This is a genomic window from Pseudomonas sp. R3-57 (genome assembly GCF_051132065.1).
GTDB lineage: Bacteria > Pseudomonadota > Gammaproteobacteria > Pseudomonadales > Pseudomonadaceae > Aquipseudomonas.
On sequence record NZ_CP071655.1, the window covers coordinates 1,583,443 to 1,603,581 of the forward strand.

A 20,139-nucleotide genomic window follows, 5' to 3' on the forward strand; every position below is an offset into this window, starting at 1 on the left:
CGCACCGCGGTCGCACTGAACAGTTACTGAAGCCTATAACAACAGATTCACGTGGAGCCTCGCTGATGAAATCCTACGAAGTCAATTTTGACGGTCTAGTGGGGCCGACCCATAACTACGGTGGTCTGTCCTACGGCAACGTTGCCTCCCAGAGCAACAGCCAGCAGTCCTCGAGCCCGAAAGAAGCGGCGCTGCAAGGCCTGGCGAAAATGAAAGCGCTGATGGAAATGGGCTTTCAGCAGGGCGTACTGGCGCCGCAGGAACGTCCGGATGTGGCCGCGCTACGCCGTCTGGGTTTCAGCGGCACTGACGCGCAGGTGATCGAGCGCGCCGCCAAAGAAGCCATGCCGCTGCTGGTCGCCAGTTGCTCGGCGTCGAGCATGTGGGTCGCCAACGCCGCCACGGTCAGCCCGAGCGCTGACACCGCTGACGGCCGCGTGCATTTCACCGCCGCCAACCTCAACTGCAAATACCACCGCAGCATCGAACACCCGACCACCAGCCGTGTGCTCGGGGCGATGTTCGCCAATCAGCAGCACTTCGCCCATCACGCGGCATTGCCAGCGGTCGCGCAGTTCGGTGACGAAGGCGCGGCCAACCACACGCGTTTCTGTCGTGAATATGGCGAGGCGGGCGTCGAGTTCTTCGTGTTCGGCCGCAGTGCGTTCGACAACCGTTACCCGGCGCCGCAAAAGTATCCGGCGCGGCAGACCCTCGAAGCCTCGCAAGCCGTGGCGCGCCTGCACGGTCTGCGTGAAGACGGCGTGGTCTATGCCCAGCAGAACCCCAATGTGATCGATCAGGGCGTGTTCCATAACGACGTGATCGCTGTCGGCAACGGTGAGGTGTTGTTCTATCACGAGGACGCGTTCCTTGAGACCGAACAAATGCTCGCTGAGCTGGAAAGCAAACTGGCCAAGGTCGGTGGCAAGTTCCAGTCCGTGTGTGTGCCGCGTTCGGCGGTCACCGTGGATGACGCGGTGCGCTCGTACCTGTTCAACAGCCAGTTGCTGTCGCGCCCTGACGGTTCGATGCTGCTGATCGTGCCGCAAGAATGCCAGGCCAACGAGCGCGTCTGGGCGTATCTGCAAAGCCTGACCAGCGCCGGCGGTCTGATCCGCGAAGTGAAAGTCTTCGATCTCAAGCAGAGCATGCAGAACGGCGGCGGCCCGGCGTGCCTGCGCTTGCGCGTGGCGCTCAACGAAACGGAACTGGCGGCGGTCAACCCAGGGGTTATCATGACGCCACCGTTGTACGGTTCGTTGACCGCATGGGTTGAAAAGCACTACCGCGACCGCCTCAGCGAAAGCGATCTGGCGGACCCGCAGTTGTTGCTTGAATGCCGGACGGCACTGGATGAACTGACGCAAATCCTTAAACTGGGCGCGGTTTATCCCTTCCAGATCAATTGATCGCCGGCGCGCCGCTTGAACGCGGTGCGCGGCGGGTCACCCCAAGAGAGTAAAAACATGAGCGATTCCCTGCAACTGATCCTTGAAGACACCGACGGCACGCAACTGCAAACCTCGTGCACCCGCGTCGCGGTCATGTGGCAAGGCAAAGAGCTGTGGATCCAGCAGGACGGCCGTGGCCAGTTGCTGATCGGCGTCGACGTCGAGGAAGGTGACGAAGAGTACGCCAACCTGCTGTTGCGCCCATTGGCGACTAATCTGGTAAGTCTGCAGCTGGAAATGGAACCGGCTGACCTCGGCGCTGACGAGGATCACGTACACGGCCCGGATTGCAACCACGACCACTAAGGAAACCGCTCTATGCTCGCCCTCGGCAAACTGCTTGAACTGACCCTCGCCGGCCGCGAACCGGCGGAGAAGACTCAACTGACTGTCGAAGGCGTGCGCATGCGCTGGTTGAGCGAAGGGGCGCTGGAAGTCCGGCCACCGGAAGCGCGCGACAATGGCCTGGACCTGTTGCTGTCGGCGGGTATCCACGGCAACGAAACCGCACCGATCGAATTGCTCGACCGGTTGCTGCACGACATCGCTCGCGGCGATCTGAAGCCGCGTGCACGCATTCTGTTCCTGTTCGGTAACCCCGAGGCGATGCGCAAAGGCGAGCGCTTCATCGAGCAGGACGTCAATCGGCTGTTCAACGGCCGGCATGAACAAAGCAGTGGCAGCGAAGCGTTGCGCGCCTGTGAGCTGGAGCGTCTGGCGGCGACTTTCTTCAGCAAACCCGAGCGCCAGCGTTTGCACTACGACCTGCACACGGCGATTCGTGGCTCGAAGATCGAGCAGTTCGCTCTCTATCCTTGGAAAGAAGGGCGCCAGCATTCGCGCCTTGAACTGGCGCGAATGCGCGCCGCCGGGATGGAAGCCGTGCTGCTACAGAACAAACCGTCGATCGTCTTCAGTTCCTATACCTACGACAAACTCGATGCCGAGGCTTTCACCCTGGAACTGGGCAAGGCGCGGCCGTTCGGGCAGAACGACGGCGTCAACGTGTCGCTGCTGGAAACTCGCTTGAAGCAGATCATCGAAGGCACCGAGCCGGAGATGGCGCAAGCGGGGCTGGACGGCTTGCAGTTGTTCAGCGTCGCGCGGGAGATCATCAAGCACAGCGATGCGTTCCGCCTGAATCTGCCAGCGGACATCGAGAATTTTTCCGAGCTGGACATGGGGTATGTGCTGGCCGAGGATCTGGCCAATACCCGCTGGATCATCGAAGAGCCTGGCGCGCGGATCATTTTCCCCAACCCGAAGGTCAAGAACGGCCTGCGCGCCGGCATCCTGATCGTCCCGACCACTGACGAAAATCTCGCCTAAGATTGCCGCCGACCCAATGTAGGAGTGAGCCTGCTCGCGATTGCAATATGTCAGCCACCACAGGTGTCACTGACAGTCCGCTATCGCGAGCAGGCTCACTCCTACAGTTTTTGCGTTTGTGTTTAAACCGCTACCGCATGCGGCTCGGTACGACGCAGTGCGCGAACTTTGCGCAGCGTATCGGCACACGTCCGCGCCGCTTCCTGACCTTTGTGCACAAAGTGCTCAAAGAAGAACTTCTGATGCTCTTCGCCAGAATGGAAGTGATGCGGCGTCAGTGACACCGAGAACACCGGCACTTCGGTTTCCAGCTGCACCTGCATCAGGCCGCTGACCACTGACTGAGCAACGAACTCGTGGCGGTAAATGCCGCCGTCCACGACCAGGGCTGCGGCGACGATGCCGGCATAGCGACCGGTCTTGGCCAGCAGTTTGGCGTGCAGAGGCATTTCAAAGGCGCCGCCGACTTCGAAGAAATCGATGTCCGATTCCTGATACCCCTGCACCAGCATTTCAGCGACGAAGCCTTTGCGGCTCTGGTCGACAATTTCCTTGTGCCAGCAGGCCTGGATAAACGCGACGCGCTCGCCGTGCGGGTGTTTGCTTTTGCTATCGATAGCGGTGGGTTGCATGTTCAGACTCCTGTTTGTGTGAAAAACAGGGCGTTATGAATCGAAAGGGATGCCAGGGTGCGCACACGCACGACAACGCGCGGACGGCCCTGTGCTTTTGCTCCCGTTCTCTCTTCATCCGGACTATGACCGTCGGCCCCGGAATCACACCGGGTCTGCTGACCTTGCCGCCGACCACCGCCATTGCCGTGCTCGCCGCCAAGCGCTCGCGGGCTATGCGCATTGCGCGCAATTACCGCCGGTGGGGAATTGCACCCCGCCCTGAGAACGTTTGTGCCGCCCCTTTGTTGGACGGCGGCAAGTTTGTAACACATATTTTCCAGCCGTGCACAGACCCGGTGGGAGGGTGCTTTTTCAGCAAGGCAGTGATTTTTCCTCGTTGAAGGCTTGATTAATCCGCGCCATGACCGCAGTAATCCCACTTCACAAAGGGATTCCCCCTGCTGACCAGAGGCCAGGTTCATGAGCGTTATCGATCTTCGCAGCGACACCGTCACCCAACCGACTCCCGCCATGCTCGACGCCATGCTGGCGGCGGACACCGGTGACGACGTGTACGGCGAAGACCCTTCGGTCAACCGTCTGGAGGCTGAACTGGCCAGTCGTCTGGGTTTCGCTGCGGCGCTGTTCGTGCCGACCGGGACGATGAGCAACCTGCTCGGGTTGATGGCGCACTGCGAGCGCGGCGACGAATACATCGTCGGCCAGCAGGCGCACACCTACAAGTACGAGGGCGGTGGCGCGGCGGTGCTCGGTTCGATCCAGCCGCAGCCGCTGGAAGTGCAGGCTGATGGTTCGCTCGATCTGGAGCAGGTCGCGGCGGCGATCAAACCGGACGACTTTCACTTCGCCCGTACGCGCCTTCTGGCGCTGGAAAACACCATGCAAGGCAAAGTGCTGCCGTTGGAGTATCTGGCCCGGGCGCGACGCTTCACTCAGCAGCATGGCCTGCAATTGCACCTGGACGGCGCGCGCCTTTACAACGCGGCGGTCAAATTGGGTGTCGATGCGCGGGAAATCACTCAGTACTTCGATTCGGTCTCGGTGTGCCTGTCCAAAGGCCTCGGTGCTCCGGTCGGCTCGGTGCTGTGCGGTTCCGAACAACTGATCGGCAAGGCCCGGCGTTTGCGCAAAATGGTCGGCGGCGGCATGCGCCAGGCCGGCGTGCTGGCAGCGGCGGGGTTGTACGCGCTGGATCATCACGTCGGGCGGCTGGCCGATGATCACGCCAACGCGCAACAGCTGGCCGAGGGTCTGCGTGAGGCCGGTTTCGTCGTCGAACCCGTGCAAACCAACATGGTTTATGTGCAAATGGGCGACAGGGCCGAGCCGCTCAAGGCCTTCGCGGCTGAGCGCGGGATCAAGCTCAGCGCTGCTGCACGTCTGCGCATGGTTACGCACATGGATGTCAGCCGCGCACAAATCGAGCAAGTGATCGCGACATTCGTCGAGTTTTCACGCAAGTGACAGCGTTAGCCGTCCAATTGACCGTTTCTATCGTATAAACACGCTGTACCCCGCGCGCAGGGCCGATATAATGCGGCCCTTTGCCGTCGCTTCGTCTCTGACGTTTCGAACAGGCCTTTGGCCGCAGCCTCCGTGGAAGAACCTAATGAAAAGCGCAGAAATCCGTGAAGCCTTCCTTCGCTTCTTCGAAGAGCAAGGCCACACCCGTGTAGCCTCCAGCTCTTTGATTCCGGGCAACGACCCAACCCTGCTGTTCACCAACGCGGGGATGAACCAGTTCAAGGACTGCTTCCTGGGCCAGGAAAAACGTGCCTACACCCGTGCGACCAGCAGCCAGAAGTGCGTGCGCGCCGGGGGCAAGAACAGTGACCTGGAAAACGTCGGTTATACCGCCCGTCACCACACGTTCTTCGAAATGCTCGGTAACTTCAGCTTCGGCGATTACTTCAAGCACGACGCGATCACCTTTGCCTGGACCTTCCTGACCGGCGTGCTGAAGCTGCCGAAGGAAAAACTCTGGGTCACCGTCTACGCTACCGACGACGAAGCGTATGACATCTGGACGCAAAAAATCGGCGTGCCGGCCGAGCGCATGATCCGCATTGGCGACAACAAAGGCGCGCCGTACGCCTCGGACAACTTCTGGACCATGGGCGACACCGGCCCGTGCGGCCCCTGCACCGAGATTTTCTACGATCACGGCGAGCACATCTGGGGTGGCCCGCCGGGCTCGCCGGAAGAAGATGGCGACCGTTACATCGAAATCTGGAACAACGTGTTCATGCAGTTCAACCGCACCGCCGACGGCGTGTTGCATCCGTTGCCAGCGCCGTCGGTCGACACCGGCATGGGCCTGGAGCGGATCAGTGCGGTGATGCAGCACGTCAACTCCAACTACGACATCGACCTGTTCAAGAACCTGCTGAAGGCTTCGGCTGAAGCGATCGGTTGCGAAAACGGTGATCAGTCTTCGCTCAAAGTGGTGTCCGACCACATCCGTTCGTGCGGCTTCCTGATTGCCGACGGTGTGCTGCCGTCCAACGAAGGCCGTGGATACGTGCTGCGCCGGATCATTCGTCGCGCTTGCCGTCACGGCAACAAGCTCGGCGCCACCGGCAGCTTCTTCTACAAGATCGTCGCGGCGCTGGTGGCCGAGATGGGCGAAGCGTTCCCGGAACTGAAGAAACAGCAGAGCAACATCGAACGCGTGCTCAAGGCTGAAGAAGAACAGTTCTCCAAGACGCTGGAGCACGGCCTGAAAATTCTCGAGCAGGACCTGGCCGAGCTCAAAGGCACCGTGGTCCCGGGCGACGTGGTGTTCAAACTCTACGACACCTACGGTTTCCCGATGGACCTGACCGCTGACATCGCCCGCGAACGCGGCCTGACTGTCGATGAAGTCGGCTTCGAGCGTGAAATGGAAGCCCAGCGCGTGCGTGCGCGTTCCGCCAGCTCGTTCGGTCTGGACTACAACACGCTGGTCAAGGTTGACGTCGCCACCGAGTTCACTGGTTACGCCGCCACCAGCGGTTCGGCGAAAATCGTGGCTATCTATAAGGACGGCCAGTCGGTCGACGTGCTGAGCGAAGGCGAAGAGGCGGTGATCGTCCTCAACCAGACACCGTTCTACGCCGAGTCCGGTGGCCAGATCGGCGACTGCGGTTTCATTCAGGCCGGCAGCAGCCGTTTCGACGTGCGCGACACCACCAAGACTGGCGGCGCGTTCCTGCATCACGGCGTGCTGGCGTCCGGCAGCCTGACCATCGGCGCGCCGGTGGAAACCCACGTCGACGCCGAAGTGCGTCACGCCACCGCGTTGAACCACTCGGCCACCCACTTGCTGCACGCGGCATTGCGTCAGGTTCTGGGTGAGCACGTGCAGCAGAAAGGTTCGTTGGTCGACAGCCAGCGCCTGCGTTTCGACTTCAGCCACTTCGAAGCGATCAAGCCTGCGCAGATCAAGCAGCTGGAAGATATCGTCAACGCCGAGATCCGCAAGAACTCTGCGGTTGAAACCGAAGAGACCGACATCGAAACCGCGAAGAACAAAGGCGCCATGGCGCTGTTCGGCGAAAAATACGGTGACAGCGTGCGCGTGCTGAGCATGGGCGGCGATTTCTCCGTCGAACTGTGCGGCGGGATCCACGCCAACCGCACCGGCGACATCGGCCTGCTGAAGATCATCAGCGAGGGCGGTGTGGCGTCGGGCGTGCGTCGTATCGAAGCCGTTACCGGTGCCGCGGCGCTGGCGTACCTCAACGCTGCCGAAGAACAACTCAAGGAAGCGGCCAGCCTGGTCAAGGGCAGCCGTGACAATTTGATCGACAAGCTGTCGGCTGTGCTCGAGCGCAACCGTCTGCTGGAGAAGCAACTCGAGCAGTTGCAGGCCAAGGCAGCCAGTGCCGCGGGCGACGATCTGTCGGCCTCGGCAGTGGACGTCAAGGACGTGAAGGTTCTGGCCGCACGTCTGGACGGTCAGGACGGCAAGGCGCTGCTGGCGCTGGTCGATCAGCTGAAAAACAAACTCGGCCGCGCAGTGATCCTGCTCGGCGGTGTCCATGAGGAAAAGGTCGTACTGGTTGCAGGTGTAACCAAGGACCTGACTGGCCAACTCAAAGCCGGTGATTTGATGAAACAGGCTGCTGCGGCAGTGGGCGGGAAGGGCGGTGGTCGTCCGGACATGGCGCAGGGCGGCGGTGTCGATGCCGGCGCGCTGGATGGCGCACTGGCGCTGACCGTTCCATTCGTCGAGCAGGGTTTATAAGACGGTTCGCCCGGCCCGCAGTCTAGTGGCGCGCCGGGCGGCTGTTCGATTGATTATTGGGCGCCCTTCATGGGCAGAGGCGGCTTTGAAATGGCTTTGATCGTACAGAAATTTGGAGGCACCTCGGTCGGCACTGTCGAGAGAATCGAGCAGGTCGCCGACAAGGTTAAGAAATTCCGTGATGCCGGCGATGACCTGGTGGTCGTGCTGTCGGCAATGAGCGGCGAAACCAACCGTCTGATCGATCTGGCCAAGCAAATCAGTGGCGAGACGCAACCGGTTCCGCGTGAACTGGACGTGATCGTTTCCACCGGTGAGCAGGTGACGATTGCCCTGTTGGCCATGGCGCTGATCAAGCGCGGTGTGCCAGCGGTGTCGTACACCGGTAATCAGGTGCGGATCCTGACAGACAGTGCGCACAATAAAGCGCGTATCTTGCAGATTGATGACCAGAAGATTCGCGGTGACCTGAAAGCCGGTCGCGTGGTGGTTGTCGCCGGTTTCCAGGGCGTCGACGAGCACGGCAACATCACCACCCTTGGTCGTGGCGGTTCCGACACCACTGGCGTGGCGTTGGCGGCAGCGCTGAAGGCTGACGAGTGCCAGATCTATACCGACGTTGACGGCGTTTACACCACCGACCCGCGTGTTGTCCCGGTTGCACAGCGTCTGGACAAGATCACCTTCGAAGAGATGCTGGAAATGGCCAGCCTTGGTTCCAAGGTGTTGCAGATCCGTGCGGTGGAGTTTGCCGGCAAGTACAACGTTCCGCTGCGCGTACTGCACAGCTTCAAGGAGGGTCCGGGCACCCTCATTACTATTGATGAAGAGGAAACCATGGAACAGCCGATCATTTCCGGCATCGCTTTCAACCGCGATGAAGCCAAGCTGACCATCCGTGGTGTGCCAGACACCCCGGGTGTGGCATTCAAGATTCTCGGCCCGATCAGTGCCGCGAACATCGAAGTCGACATGATCGTGCAAAACGTCGCGCACGATAACACCACCGACTTCACCTTCACCGTGCACCGCAACGACTATCAGGCCGCACAGACCGTGCTGGAAAACACCGCTCGCGAGATCGGTGCCCGTGAAGTGGTTGGCGACACGAAGATTGCCAAGGTCTCGATCGTCGGCGTCGGCATGCGTTCCCACGCGGGCGTTGCCAGCCGCATGTTCGAATCGCTGGCCAAGGAAAGCATCAACATCCAGATGATCTCGACGTCGGAAATCAAGGTTTCCGTGGTGATCGAAGAGAAGTACCTGGAACTGGCCGTGCGCGCCCTGCACACGGCTTTCGAACTGGATGCTCCGGCCCGTCAGGGCGAGTAATTCCGTTTCTTGAAGGGCGCGGTCTGACCGCGCCCTTTATTTTTGAATGGCGCGAGCCCTGAACTGTTCTTTTGCTCGCGCTGGTCAATACTCAGGCATGTAGGGCTACGATCGCTCCGGTTGTAGGTCGGGTGCCTTTTTTTTGCAGACTGTTGTCCCTGAAAGAATTGCGTGAGGAGAAAGGTATGCTGATTCTGACTCGTCGGTGCGCAGAAAGCCTGATTATCGGTGATGGCGAAATCACCGTGACCGTGCTCGGCGTTAAAGGAAACCAGGTGCGCATCGGCGTCAACGCGCCGAAAGAGGTTGCCGTGCACCGTGAGGAAATTTACCTGCGTATAAAGAAAGAGAAGGACGAAGAACCAAGCCATTAATTTTTATCGATTTTTATGTTTGCAAACGGGGAAAAGGTTGGTTAAGATACGCCCCGTGTTGCGGAGAGCTGGCCGAGTGGCCGAAGGCGCTCCCCTGCTAAGGGAGTACACCTCACAAGGGTGTCGGGGGTTCGAATCCCCCGTTCTCCGCCATTATTTGCTTAGTACGTTGTAATCTGGCTTTTTCGGTAAGTGATTGAATTTACTAGAAAAAGTGGTTGGAATAGAGATTAGACGGGCTATAATGCGGCGCAACAAATGCACTCGTAGCTCAGCTGGATAGAGTACTCGGCTACGAACCGAGCGGTCACAGGTTCGAATCCTGTCGAGTGCACCATTTAAGAGTTAGTTGCAGCGATGCAGGTAACTCGGCTTCAACCAGATGTGAGCTGGTCTAAAAACACAAATGCACTCGTAGCTCAGCTGGATAGAGTACTCGGCTACGAACCGAGCGGTCACAGGTTCGAATCCTGTCGAGTGCACCATTTAAGAGTTAGTTGCAGCGATGCGGGTAACTTGGCTTCATCCAGTTGTGGTCTGGGCTAAAAACACAAATTGCACTCGTAGCTCAGCTGGATAGAGTACTCGGCTACGAACCGAGCGGTCACAGGTTCGAATCCTGTCGAGTGCACCATATACCAAAAAGCCCGCGTTTAACGCGGGCTTTTTGCTGTCCGGGATTTGGCTTTTGCCTTCACGCATCCTCGCTCGTCAAAATCGATCTGAGCAGTGCGGCCTCGCTTGAGGTCGTAACTGTAGCGGGTCGTCGACGTTCTGATATTCACCTTGTCCGGCTTGCCTAATGCGCTTTCGACGTCCTGCTGGCTCATGCCGGCGATAACGCGCCGATTAATGATCGCTTCGCGCCGCTGTCGGTTATCGATCAGATTTCCGCAGTTGTCTTCAGCATGAGCAACCACGCCGGGTTCTCGCCTCATGGCCTTCAGTTCGGTCATGCGTTCGTGGTTGTGCTCGGGCATTACGGCAACCGATCCGGGCGAGTAGGGGTGTACTTCTTGTGTCGAGCGCTGCTCTCCTTGCGCACAGCTCATTGAAGTGAACGTGACGCTGCCGTCGCTGGCCTCGCAACGATGAAGCGAAACAGGCGCTGCGCTGGATGGCAGGCAAAGCAGGCAGGCGGGTAGCAGAAAAACATAGGGTTTGAACAGCATTCGATGTCCTCCATGACGATCTGTCTCCAAGCGTAGCCGCTACATTTTCTGCTGCCGGTGTGTTTTCTTTTCAGAATGAGTCGTCGCAGTTGCAGGGTTCAGGACGGCGCTCAGAATTGTTTCGCAAGCGCTTGTTTCGGCCGTGATTTTTTAACGTTTAAAACCGTCAAGCGGTGTATCATTGCGCCCGTCAGCCCCGCCGGGGCTTATGGAAAAATTCCATGGACTTACCCAGTAGTTACTCAGTACCCCGTTTCACCAATCATGAATTGACTGATTGATCCTTCCGGCGTGCCCCGCTGCTGGGAGTGGAGTTCGCCTATGTCTGAAATCGAAGTAAAGAAAACTCAAGAAAGCCTGCAGGATCGCCTGGCTCAGGTGGTCGAGCTGTTGCAGCGCCAGCGTGTCGTCGAGGACCTGACTCATCGTCAGGAAGGTCCGCACCACGACCGCGTCGAAAACCTCGTTCACCGGCAAAATCTCGTCGAGCTGCAACGCAAGCTCGATGATCTGCACTCCGCCGACGTCGCCTACATTCTCGAAGCCCTGCCGCTGGACGATCGTCTGACGCTCTGGCAATTGGTCAAGGCTGACCGCGACGGCGATATTCTGCTCGAAGTATCCGATTCCGTTCGTGAAACGCTGATCGCCGACATGGACGATCACGAACTGCTCGCGGCTGCCAAGGACATGGACGCCGACGAACTCGCTGACCTGGCTTCCGAGCTGCCGCGAGACGTCGTCCATGAGCTGATGGAGAGCCTCGACAATCAGCAGCGTGAACGCGTGCGTTCTGCCCTGTCCTACGATGAGGACCAGGTCGGTGCATTGATGGACTTCGAGATGGTGACCATCCGTGAGGATGTCAGTCTCGAAGTGGTTCTGCGTTATCTGCGCCGCCTGAAAGAGCTCCCCGGCCATACTGATAAACTGTTCGTGGTCGATTACGACGGTGTGCTCAAGGGTGTACTGCCGATCAAGCGTCTGCTGGTCAATGATCCGGAGAAGCAGGTCGCCGAAGTCATGGCCAGCGATCCGGTGAGCTTTCACCCGGACGAAGACGCCTACGATGCTGCGCAGGCCTTTGAACGTTACGACTTGATCTCGGCGCCGGTGGTCGACAAGAACGGCAAGCTGATCGGCCGTCTGACGATTGACGAGATGGTCGACCTGATTCGTGAAGAGAGCGAAAACGAAGTCCTGAATATGGCAGGTCTGCGCGAAGAGGAAGATATCTTCGCGTCCGTCTGGAAGTCGCTGCGCAACCGTTGGGCATGGCTGGCGATCAACCTGATCACGGCGTTTGTCGCATCACGAGTGATCGGTCTGTTCGAGGGGTCGATCGAGAAGCTGGTAGCACTCGCAGCATTGATGCCGATTGTCGCCGGTATCGGCGGCAACTCCGGTAATCAGACAATCACCATGATCGTGCGAGCGATGGCGCTCGATCAGGTCAGCACCGGTAATACCTCGCGGCTGATGCGCAAGGAGCTTGCGGTAGGTCTGATCAATGGCCTGGTCTGGGGTGGGGTAATCGGTGTGGTTGCCTATCTGCTTTACGGCAGTTGGTCGCTAGGCGTGGTGATGACTGCCGCGATGACGCTGAACCTGCTGTTGGCTGCGCTGATGGGGGTATTGATTCCGATGACGCTGGCGAAGATGGGCCGAGATCCGGCAATGGGTGCCAGCGTGATGATCACTGCCATGACCGACAGCGGTGGTTTCTTCATCTTCCTGGGGCTGGCGACGATCTTCTTGCTCTAACTGATCGCGCTGAAACAACCCGCCAATCTGGCGGGTTTTTTTTGCCTGTGAGAACGCAAATTTCGGGCAAAAAAAAGCCAGCTATCAAAGCTGGCTTGAGGTGTTCGTTGTTACTCAGGACGCGTCTGCGGCCATTTCTGCATCATGTGCAATCAGCGAAACCAGTGCGTTCTGCTGACGGTGCGACAACTGACGGAAGCGTTGCAACAGCTCGCGCTCGTGCAACGACAGCTCCGGGCTGTCCAGGCGCATGCTCAGCTCTTCGCCCAGTGCGCCTTCCTGAATAAGACTCTGCTCAAGGCGCGCAATGATCTCGGAGTTCATGCTGCGATGATGATTGCGAGCCACCTCGGCAATGCGTTCACGCATTCCGTCTGGCAGACGTACGACGAACTTGTCAGCCGTACGGCTGGAATAAATTGCCTGTTTCAATGGGCGCATATATTTAACCGGTTAGTTCAGGGGAGCGGTTCTCGGGATTGGCCGCAGGATGTGTGGTAGGACAAGCATCCGCGCCAAATGGTTCAACCTGAATTGTTAAGAGGCCGGCATCATGCCTCAAAATTGCCAGATCATTGGCGCCAATTCTGTGACAAATATTGAGCCGGGTAAAGGCGTAATGCCAGCACCAATCATCAGAAATGCGGACTGGTTGGAAATCTTTGCCTGTCTCCCGTGCTCTGCTTGGGTGTCATTGGCTTACATGGATGCTCGAGAGCGCCATAACGTGCATGCTAAGCAGCTGCGCATCCTTGTTACCTACCTTTACAGGATAGTGGCAAATTGCCGATTTACTAGTGGCGGGCAACCGCAGGGGACGTTTAAAGGATGGATGGCAAGCTTATTTATCTGATGGGCCCATCCGGCTCCGGCAAAGACAGTCTGATCGAGGCTGCCCGTCAATCATTGCGCGCACTCAATTGCGAAGTCATGCGTCGGGTGATTACCCGGTCCGCCGAATCGGTAGGGGAGGATGCCATTGGGGTGACGCCAGATGAGTTCGACCAACGCGAGCGCCGTGGCGATTTTGCCTTGGCTTGGAAGGCCAATGGCCTGTCGTATGGCATTCCCGTGGAGATGGATGATCGCTTGGCCGCTGGTCAGCATGTATTGGTAAATGGTTCGCGAGCCAACCTGCGCCAGGCGATGACGCGTTACCCGACGCTTGTAGCAGTCTTGTTGACGGTGCGGGACGATGTGTTACGCGAGCGGCTGCTCAATCGTGGTCGTGAAACGCTTGAGCAGATCGATCAGAGGCTCGGTCGTAATGCGCAGTTCAGGGATAGGAGGTCAAGTGATGGGCCTGTGCACCTCATCGACAACTCCGGGAGCCTGATGGATGCCGTGAATCAACTTTTGGCTTTGATTGCGCTCAGCGCAAAACCGGATCGAATTTGATTTTGCGTCCGGCAGCTAATGCCAGTAAGAATAGCGCGGCAAAAATCCCGCTGCCAACCAGCGGCAGGCTGATCTCGGTGTCCTCGAACAGCGAAAAATGCGCAACGCCGCTCAATAGGGCAAGGATCAGAAATCCCGCAGCTGACTTGGACATCATTTTGTACTCCTGAAGATATTCAAAAAACCAGTCGTTCGGAGGTCGCCGCAGAAGACCGCTCGGAATCGCTCACTGCTTGTGGCGCGCCCTGGTTGCTTAACACCGCGAATTGAGGCGCCTTTTGCACTTGCAAGTAATGCGGTACGCGTTGAGCCACGGATTCGGGCGCTTTTCGCTCGGGGATAAACTGAGTGCCGACCAAAACCGCCAGAGCAATTGCGTTTGCAAGCAACAGGGTGCTGTTCATGGGCAGGGCTCCGAATGTTTACTTATAGAACAGGCAAAGCACTCGTCGTGCCAACAGCCTGATGGCTGTTAAGTCCTTTAAAAACAGCCATTTGAACGATTTCCCCCGACGGCAGGGATTGCAATCTGCAATGGCGGTGTTTTTTAGGTCGTGCAAAATGCGGGTAATTCTTCCCGCAACCGAGTGAGGCAGCGGCCTACACTTAAAAAGCAGTGGGGATGACATGACAAATCAGGGTTCGGCCGTTAACATGCACGCCGTCCGTCACGCAGCGCCTGCTGCGGCTTACCTGTGTCTCAGTAGCTCAATTGGATAGAGCATCCCCCTCCTAAGGGGAAGGTTGGCAGTTCGAACCTGCCCTGGGACACCATTCATATCTATTCCCTCCCTTTTAGATAGCTGCTCATCCCCATAGGGGTGATATTTGGCTGCCTGTTTGCGGGGGCCGTTGGGCTGGCCTCTGGCGTCGCTTCTATATAAGACGGGATAAGAGGCGTAGTGAAAAGAGAATTCCGGAAAAGCGAAATTACCACTTGACGGTGGATCGTATCTGTCTATAATTCGCCCCACTTCCGGCGCAGTCGAAACGGAAAATTCCTTGAGATTCAACGAGTTAAGTAGGTTTCGGCAGTAAACGGCTTCAGTTCATCGAAGCCCGAAAGGGAGTTGAAAAAGAGGTGTTGACAGCAGCGTGTAACGCTGTAGAATTCGCCTCCCGCTGACGAGAGATCGGAAGCGCAAGTGGTTGAAGTTGTTGAAGAAATCTTCGAAAGCTTCTGAAAATAATCACTTGACAGCAAATGAGGCTGCTGTAGAATGCGCGCCTCGGTTGAGACGAAAGATCTTAACCAACCGCTCTTTAACAACTGAATCAAGCAATTCGTGTGGGTGCTTGTGGAGTCAGGCTGATAGTCAACAAGATTATCAGCATCACAAGTTACTCCGCGAGAAATCAAAGATGTAACCAACGATTGCTGAGCCAAGTTTAGGGTTTCTTAAAAACCCAAAGATGTTTGAACTGAAGAGTTTGATCATGGCTCAGATTGAACGCTGGCGGCAGGCCTAACACATGCAAGTCGAGCGGATGAAAGGAGCTTGCTCCTGGATTCAGCGGCGGACGGGTGAGTAATGCCTAGGAATCTGCCTGGTAGTGGGGGACAACGTTTCGAAAGGAACGCTAATACCGCATACGTCCTACGGGAGAAAGCAGGGGACCTTCGGGCCTTGCGCTATCAGATGAGCCTAGGTCGGATTAGCTAGTTGGTGAGGTAATGGCTCACCAAGGCGACGATCCGTAACTGGTCTGAGAGGATGATCAGTCACACTGGAACTGAGACACGGTCCAGACTCCTACGGGAGGCAGCAGTGGGGAATATTGGACAATGGGCGAAAGCCTGATCCAGCCATGCCGCGTGTGTGAAGAAGGTCTTCGGATTGTAAAGCACTTTAAGTTGGGAGGAAGGGTTGTAGATTAATACTCTGCAATTTTGACGTTACCGACAGAATAAGCACCGGCTAACTCTGTGCCAGCAGCCGCGGTAATACAGAGGGTGCAAGCGTTAATCGGAATTACTGGGCGTAAAGCGCGCGTAGGTGGTTCGTTAAGTTGGATGTGAAATCCCCGGGCTCAACCTGGGAACTGCATTCAAAACTGTCGAGCTAGAGTATGGTAGAGGGTGGTGGAATTTCCTGTGTAGCGGTGAAATGCGTAGATATAGGAAGGAACACCAGTGGCGAAGGCGACCACCTGGACTGATACTGACACTGAGGTGCGAAAGCGTGGGGAGCAAACAGGATTAGATACCCTGGTAGTCCACGCCGTAAACGATGTCAACTAGCCGTTGGGAGCCTTGAGCTCTTAGTGGCGCAGCTAACGCATTAAGTTGACCGCCTGGGGAGTACGGCCGCAAGGTTAAAACTCAAATGAATTGACGGGGGCCCGCACAAGCGGTGGAGCATGTGGTTTAATTCGAAGCAACGCGAAGAACCTTACCAGGCCTTGACATCCAATGAACTTTCCAGAGATGGATTGGTGCCTTCGGGAACATTGAGACAGGTGCTGCATGGCTGTCGTCAGCTCGTGTCGTGAGATGTTGGGTTAAGTCCCGTAACGAGCGCAACCCTTGTCCTTAGTTACCAGCACGTTATGGTGGGCACTCTAAGGAGACTGCCGGTGACAAACCGGAGGAAGGTGGGGATGACGTCAAGTCATCATGGCCCTTACGGCCTGGGCTACACACGTGCTACAATGGTCGGTACAAAGGGTTGCCAAGCCGCGAGGTGGAGCTAATCCCATAAAACCGATCGTAGTCCGGATCGCAGTCTGCAACTCGACTGCGTGAAGTCGGAATCGCTAGTAATCGTGAATCAGAATGTCACGGTGAATACGTTCCCGGGCCTTGTACACACCGCCCGTCACACCATGGGAGTGGGTTGCACCAGAAGTAGCTAGTCTAACCTTCGGGAGGACGGTTACCACGGTGTGATTCATGACTGGGGTGAAGTCGTAACAAGGTAGCCGTAGGGGAACCTGCGGCTGGATCACCTCCTTAATCGACGACATCAGCTGCTCCATGAGCTCCCACACGAATTGCTTGATTCATTGAAGAAGACGATAGAAGCAGCCCGAAATTGGGTCTGTAGCTCAGTTGGTTAGAGCGCACCCCTGATAAGGGTGAGGTCGGCAGTTCGAATCTGCCCAGACCCACCAATTTTGTGTGGGAAACGCCTGTAGAAATACGGGGCCATAGCTCAGCTGGGAGAGCGCCTGCCTTGCACGCAGGAGGTCAGCGGTTCGATCCCGCTTGGCTCCACCACTACTGCTTCTCTTGTATAAAGCTTAGAAATGAGCATTCCATCGTTGTGATGGTGAATGTTGATTTCTAGTCTTTGACTAGTTCGTTCTTTAAAAATTTGGGTATGTGATAGAAAGATAGACTGAACGTTACTTTCACTGGTAACGGATCAGGCTAAGGTAAAATTTGTGAGTTCTCTTAGTTGAGAAATTCGAATTTTCGGCGAATGTCGTCTTCACAGTATAACCAGATTGCTTGGGGTTATATGGTCAAGTGAAGAAGCGCATACGGTGGATGCCTTGGCAGTCAGAGGCGATGAAAGACGTGGTAGCCTGCGAAAAGCTTCGGGGAGTCGGCAAACAGACTTTGATCCGGAGATGTCTGAATGGGGGAACCCAGCCATCACAAGATGGTTATCTTGTACTGAATACATAGGTGCAAGAGGCGAACCAGGGGAACTGAAACATCTAAGTACCCTGAGGAAAAGAAATCAACCGAGATTCCCTTAGTAGTGGCGAGCGAACGGGGACTAGCCCTTAAGTTGATTTGAGATTAGCGGAACGCTCTGGAAAGTGCGGCCATAGTGGGTGATAGCCCTGTACGCGAAAATCTCTTATCAATGAAATCGAGTAGGACGGAGCACGAGAAACTTTGTCTGAATATGGGGGGACCATCCTCCAAGGCTAAATACTACTGACTGACCGATAGTGAACTAGTACCGTGAGGGAAAGGCGAAAAGAACCCCGGAGAGGGGAGTGAAATAGATCCTGAAACCGTATGCGTACAAGCAGTGGGAGCCCACTTTGTTGGGTGACTGCGTACCTTTTGTATAATGGGTCAGCGACTTATTTTCAGTGGCGAGCTTAACCGAATAGGGGAGGCGTAGCGAAAGCGAGTCTTAATAGGGCGTCTAGTCGCTGGGAATAGACCCGAAACCGGGCGATCTATCCATGGGCAGGTTGAAGGTTAGGTAACACTGACTGGAGGACCGAACCGACTACCGTTGAAAAGTTAGCGGATGACCTGTGGATCGGAGTGAAAGGCTAATCAAGCTCGGAGATAGCTGGTTCTCCTCGAAAGCTATTTAGGTAGCGCCTCATGTATCACTGTAGGGGGTAGAGCACTGTTTCGGCTAGGGGGTCATCCCGACTTACCAAACCGATGCAAACTCCGAATACCTACAAGTGCCGAGCATGGGAGACACACGGCGGGTGCTAACGTCCGTCGTGAAAAGGGAAACAACCCAGACCGTCAGCTAAGGTCCCAAAGTTATGGTTAAGTGGGAAACGATGTGGGAAGGCTTAGACAGCTAGGAGGTTGGCTTAGAAGCAGCCACCCTTTAAAGAAAGCGTAATAGCTCACTAGTCGAGTCGGCCTGCGCGGAAGATGTAACGGGGCTCAAACCATACACCGAAGCTACGGGTATCACCTTCGGGTGATGCGGTAGAGGAGCGTTCTGTAAGCCTGTGAAGGTGAGTTGAGAAGCTTGCTGGAGGTATCAGAAGTGCGAATGCTGACATGAGTAACGACAATGGGTGTGAAAAACACCCACGCCGAAAGACCAAGGTTTCCTGCGCAACGTTAATCGACGCAGGGTTAGTCGGTCCCTAAGGCGAGGCTGAAAAGCGTAGTCGATGGAAAACAGGTTAATATTCCTGTACTTCTGGTTATTGCGATGGAGGGACGGAGAAGGCTAGGCCAGCTTGGCGTTGGTTGTCCAAGTTTAAGGTGGTAGGCTGAGATCTTAGGTAAATCCGGGATCTTAAGGCCGAGAGCTGATGACGAGTTACCCTTTGGGTGACGAAGTGGTTGATGCCATGCTTCCAAGAAAAGCTTCTAAGCTTCAGGTAACCAGGAACCGTACCCCAAACCGACACAGGTGGTTGGGTAGAGAATACCAAGGCGCTTGAGAGAACTCGGGTGAAGGAACTAGGCAAAATGGCACCGTAACTTCGGGAGAAGGTGCGCCGGTGAGGGTGAAGGACTTGCTCCGTAAGCTCATGCCGGTCGAAGATACCAGGCCGCTGCGACTGTTTATTAAAAACACAGCACTCTGCAAACACGAAAGTGGACGTATAGGGTGTGACGCCTGCCCGGTGCCGGAAGGTTAATTGATGGGGTTAGCTAACGCGAAGCTCTTGATCGAAGCCCCGGTAAACGGCGGCCGTAACTATAACGGTCCTAAGGTAGCGAAATTCCTTGTCGGGTAAGTTCCGACCTGCACGAATGGCGTAACGATGGCGGCGCTGTCTCCACCCGAGACTCAGTGAAATTGAAATCGCTGTGAAGATGCAGTGTATCCGCGGCTAGACGGAAAGACCCCGTGAACCTTTACTATAGCTTTGCACTGGACTTTGAATTTGCTTGTGTAGGATAGGTGGGAGGCTTTGAAGCGTGGACGCCAGTTCGCGTGGAGCCATCCTTGAAATACCACCCTGGCAACTTTGAGGTTCTAACTCAGGTCCGTTATCCGGATCGAGGACAGTGTATGGTGGGTAGTTTGACTGGGGCGGTCTCCTCCTAAAGAGTAACGGAGGAGTACGAAGGTGCGCTCAGACCGGTCGGAAATCGGTCGTAGAGTATAAAGGCAAAAGCGCGCTTGACTGCGAGACAGACACGTCGAGCAGGTACGAAAGTAGGTCTTAGTGATCCGGTGGTTCTGTATGGAAGGGCCATCGCTCAACGGATAAAAGGTACTCCGGGGATAACAGGCTGATACCGCCCAAGAGTTCATATCGACGGCGGTGTTTGGCACCTCGATGTCGGCTCATCACATCCTGGGGCTGAAGCCGGTCCCAAGGGTATGGCTGTTCGCCATTTAAAGTGGTACGCGAGCTGGGTTTAGAACGTCGTGAGACAGTTCGGTCCCTATCTGCCGTGGACGTTTGAGATTTGAGAGGGGCTGCTCCTAGTACGAGAGGACCGGAGTGGACGAACCTCTGGTGTTCCGGTTGTCACGCCAGTGGCATTGCCGGGTAGCTATGTTCGGGAAAGATAACCGCTGAAAGCATCTAAGCGGGAAACTTGCCTCAAGATGAGATCTCACTGGAACCTTGAGTTCCCTGAAGGGCCGTCGAAGACTACGACGTTGATAGGTTGGGTGTGTAAGCGCTGTGAGGCGTTGAGCTAACCAATACTAATTGCCCGTGAGGCTTGACCATATAACACCCAAGCAATTTGCGTCGAACAGACCAGATTGCGGTGTGTGAAGACGAAACGAACCGAAAGTTCGAAACGCACAAACACCGAAAGCT

At 56.4% G+C, this 20,139-nt stretch carries 14 protein-coding genes, 7 tRNA genes, 2 rRNA genes and 1 riboswitch; of the genes, 18 read left to right on the top strand and 5 right to left on the bottom strand.

Translation table 11 applies throughout. The features are described from left to right. Window positions 1–65: 65 nt before the first annotated feature. From astB to astE, 3 genes are read left to right on the top strand one after another with little or no spacing between them, the layout of a single operon-like run. Window positions 66–1,412, top strand: a complete 1,347-nt coding sequence (gene astB / locus J3P93_RS07225) for an N-succinylarginine dihydrolase (protein WP_434596144.1) — start codon at window positions 66–68, stop codon at window positions 1,410–1,412. Between the two features lie 57 nt (window positions 1,413–1,469). Next, complete coding sequence (locus J3P93_RS07230) at window positions 1,470–1,760, top strand: hypothetical protein (protein ID WP_016773591.1); 291 nt, start codon at window positions 1,470–1,472, stop codon at window positions 1,758–1,760. A gap of 12 nt (window positions 1,761–1,772) precedes the next feature. Further along, window positions 1,773–2,783 (top strand): succinylglutamate desuccinylase, encoded by a 1,011-nt coding sequence (astE, locus tag J3P93_RS07235; protein WP_434596147.1) that lies wholly within the window; start codon window positions 1,773–1,775, stop codon window positions 2,781–2,783. Window positions 2,784–2,905: 122 nt separating this feature from the next. Here the strand turns inward: astE and J3P93_RS07240 are convergent, their stop codons facing one another. Then, window positions 2,906–3,415 carry a 6,7-dimethyl-8-ribityllumazine synthase gene (locus J3P93_RS07240; protein ID WP_434596149.1) on the bottom strand — a complete coding sequence of 170 codons (510 nt, stop codon included), beginning with the start codon at window positions 3,413–3,415 and terminating at the stop codon, window positions 2,906–2,908. A 101-nt stretch (window positions 3,416–3,516) separates the two neighbouring features. After that, window positions 3,517–3,688, bottom strand: a riboswitch (FMN riboswitch). 189 nt (window positions 3,689–3,877) lie between these two features. Between J3P93_RS07240 and ltaE the strand changes: the two genes are divergently transcribed. The 8 genes from ltaE (at window position 3,878) to J3P93_RS07280 (ending at window position 9,986) form a co-directional block, all read left to right on the top strand. After that, window positions 3,878–4,882: a low-specificity L-threonine aldolase gene (gene ltaE, locus J3P93_RS07245; RefSeq protein ID WP_434596151.1), complete on the top strand. Its 1,005-nt coding sequence runs from the start codon at window positions 3,878–3,880 to the stop codon at window positions 4,880–4,882. Window positions 4,883–5,027: 145 nt separating this feature from the next. Then, entirely contained in the window at window positions 5,028–7,646 is a 2,619-nt protein-coding gene (alaS, locus tag J3P93_RS07250) for an alanine--tRNA ligase (protein ID WP_434596153.1), read from the top strand. Between the two features lie 90 nt (window positions 7,647–7,736). Continuing rightward, window positions 7,737–8,978: an aspartate kinase gene (locus J3P93_RS07255; RefSeq protein ID WP_093099222.1), complete on the top strand. Its 1,242-nt coding sequence runs from the start codon at window positions 7,737–7,739 to the stop codon at window positions 8,976–8,978. A 185-nt stretch (window positions 8,979–9,163) separates the two neighbouring features. Then, on the top strand, window positions 9,164–9,352 hold the full coding sequence (gene csrA / locus J3P93_RS07260) for a carbon storage regulator CsrA (RefSeq protein WP_002554426.1): 189 nt from the start codon (window positions 9,164–9,166) through the stop codon (window positions 9,350–9,352). Between the two features lie 62 nt (window positions 9,353–9,414). After that, window positions 9,415–9,505, top strand: a tRNA-Ser gene (locus J3P93_RS07265). A 107-nt stretch (window positions 9,506–9,612) separates the two neighbouring features. Continuing rightward, window positions 9,613–9,689 (top strand) — tRNA-Arg (locus tag J3P93_RS07270). Window positions 9,690–9,760: 71 nt separating this feature from the next. After that, window positions 9,761–9,837 (top strand) — tRNA-Arg (locus J3P93_RS07275). A gap of 72 nt (window positions 9,838–9,909) precedes the next feature. Next, a tRNA-Arg gene (locus tag J3P93_RS07280) sits at window positions 9,910–9,986 on the top strand. Between the two features lie 19 nt (window positions 9,987–10,005). On the opposite strand, the gene J3P93_RS07285 is transcribed toward J3P93_RS07280, so the two are convergent. Continuing rightward, complete coding sequence (locus J3P93_RS07285) at window positions 10,006–10,524, bottom strand: cell envelope protein SmpA (protein WP_434596172.1); 519 nt, start codon at window positions 10,522–10,524, stop codon at window positions 10,006–10,008. A 321-nt stretch (window positions 10,525–10,845) separates the two neighbouring features. Between J3P93_RS07285 and mgtE the strand changes: the two genes are divergently transcribed. Beyond that, complete coding sequence (gene mgtE / locus J3P93_RS07290) at window positions 10,846–12,288, top strand: magnesium transporter (RefSeq protein ID WP_434596175.1); 1,443 nt, start codon at window positions 10,846–10,848, stop codon at window positions 12,286–12,288. Window positions 12,289–12,402: 114 nt separating this feature from the next. On the opposite strand, the gene J3P93_RS07295 is transcribed toward mgtE, so the two are convergent. Next, entirely contained in the window at window positions 12,403–12,729 is a 327-nt protein-coding gene (locus J3P93_RS07295) for an Arc family DNA-binding protein (protein WP_003178899.1), read from the bottom strand. A gap of 387 nt (window positions 12,730–13,116) precedes the next feature. On the opposite strand from J3P93_RS07295, the gene phnN reads away from it, so the two are divergent. After that, the gene (gene phnN / locus J3P93_RS07300) at window positions 13,117–13,686 is read left to right on the top strand and encodes a phosphonate metabolism protein/1,5-bisphosphokinase (PRPP-forming) PhnN (RefSeq protein ID WP_434596178.1); all 570 of its coding nucleotides are present in this window, start codon (window positions 13,117–13,119) and stop codon (window positions 13,684–13,686) included. On the opposite strand, the gene J3P93_RS07305 is transcribed toward phnN, so the two are convergent. Both J3P93_RS07305 and J3P93_RS07310 read right to left on the bottom strand, forming a co-directional pair. Next, window positions 13,661–13,840, bottom strand: a complete 180-nt coding sequence (locus J3P93_RS07305) for a PA3371 family protein (RefSeq protein WP_434596181.1) — start codon at window positions 13,838–13,840, stop codon at window positions 13,661–13,663. The two genes, phnN and J3P93_RS07305, sit on opposite strands and share 26 nt — an antisense overlap. Window positions 13,841–13,862: 22 nt before the next feature. Continuing rightward, a complete protein-coding gene (locus J3P93_RS07310; protein ID WP_434596184.1) occupies window positions 13,863–14,090 on the bottom strand; it encodes a hypothetical protein in 228 nt (75 codons plus the stop codon). A gap of 293 nt (window positions 14,091–14,383) precedes the next feature. Here J3P93_RS07310 and J3P93_RS07315 point away from each other — a divergent pair. The 5 genes from J3P93_RS07315 (at window position 14,384) to J3P93_RS07335 (ending at window position 20,046) form a co-directional block, all read left to right on the top strand. Then, window positions 14,384–14,460, top strand: a tRNA-Arg gene (locus J3P93_RS07315). Between the two features lie 645 nt (window positions 14,461–15,105). Beyond that, a 16S ribosomal RNA gene (locus tag J3P93_RS07320) occupies window positions 15,106–16,642 on the top strand. An 81-nt stretch (window positions 16,643–16,723) separates the two neighbouring features. After that, window positions 16,724–16,800, top strand: a tRNA-Ile gene (locus J3P93_RS07325). 30 nt (window positions 16,801–16,830) lie between these two features. Continuing rightward, a tRNA-Ala gene (locus tag J3P93_RS07330) sits at window positions 16,831–16,906 on the top strand. Window positions 16,907–17,152: 246 nt separating this feature from the next. Then, window positions 17,153–20,046: ribosomal RNA gene (locus tag J3P93_RS07335) — 23S ribosomal RNA — on the top strand. The 16S and 23S rRNA genes sit together here with 2 tRNA genes alongside, the layout of an rRNA operon. Window positions 20,047–20,139 lie beyond the last annotated feature (93 nt).

Coding starts and splice junctions, on each gene's coding strand:
- astB (WP_434596144.1), top strand. CDS start 66: ATGAAATCCTACGAAGTCAATTTTGACGGTCTAGTGGGGCCGACCCAT.
- J3P93_RS07230 (WP_016773591.1), top strand. CDS start 1,470: ATGAGCGATTCCCTGCAACTGATCCTTGAAGACACCGACGGCACGCAA.
- astE (WP_434596147.1), top strand. CDS start 1,773: ATGCTCGCCCTCGGCAAACTGCTTGAACTGACCCTCGCCGGCCGCGAA.
- J3P93_RS07240 (WP_434596149.1), bottom strand. CDS start 3,415: ATGCAACCCACCGCTATCGATAGCAAAAGCAAACACCCGCACGGCGAG.
- ltaE (WP_434596151.1), top strand. CDS start 3,878: ATGAGCGTTATCGATCTTCGCAGCGACACCGTCACCCAACCGACTCCC.
- alaS (WP_434596153.1), top strand. CDS start 5,028: ATGAAAAGCGCAGAAATCCGTGAAGCCTTCCTTCGCTTCTTCGAAGAG.
- J3P93_RS07255 (WP_093099222.1), top strand. CDS start 7,737: ATGGCTTTGATCGTACAGAAATTTGGAGGCACCTCGGTCGGCACTGTC.
- csrA (WP_002554426.1), top strand. CDS start 9,164: ATGCTGATTCTGACTCGTCGGTGCGCAGAAAGCCTGATTATCGGTGAT.
- J3P93_RS07285 (WP_434596172.1), bottom strand. CDS start 10,524: ATGCTGTTCAAACCCTATGTTTTTCTGCTACCCGCCTGCCTGCTTTGC.
- mgtE (WP_434596175.1), top strand. CDS start 10,846: ATGTCTGAAATCGAAGTAAAGAAAACTCAAGAAAGCCTGCAGGATCGC.
- J3P93_RS07295 (WP_003178899.1), bottom strand. CDS start 12,729: ATGCGCCCATTGAAACAGGCAATTTATTCCAGCCGTACGGCTGACAAG.
- phnN (WP_434596178.1), top strand. CDS start 13,117: ATGGATGGCAAGCTTATTTATCTGATGGGCCCATCCGGCTCCGGCAAA.
- J3P93_RS07305 (WP_434596181.1), bottom strand. CDS start 13,840: ATGTCCAAGTCAGCTGCGGGATTTCTGATCCTTGCCCTATTGAGCGGC.
- J3P93_RS07310 (WP_434596184.1), bottom strand. CDS start 14,090: ATGAACAGCACCCTGTTGCTTGCAAACGCAATTGCTCTGGCGGTTTTG.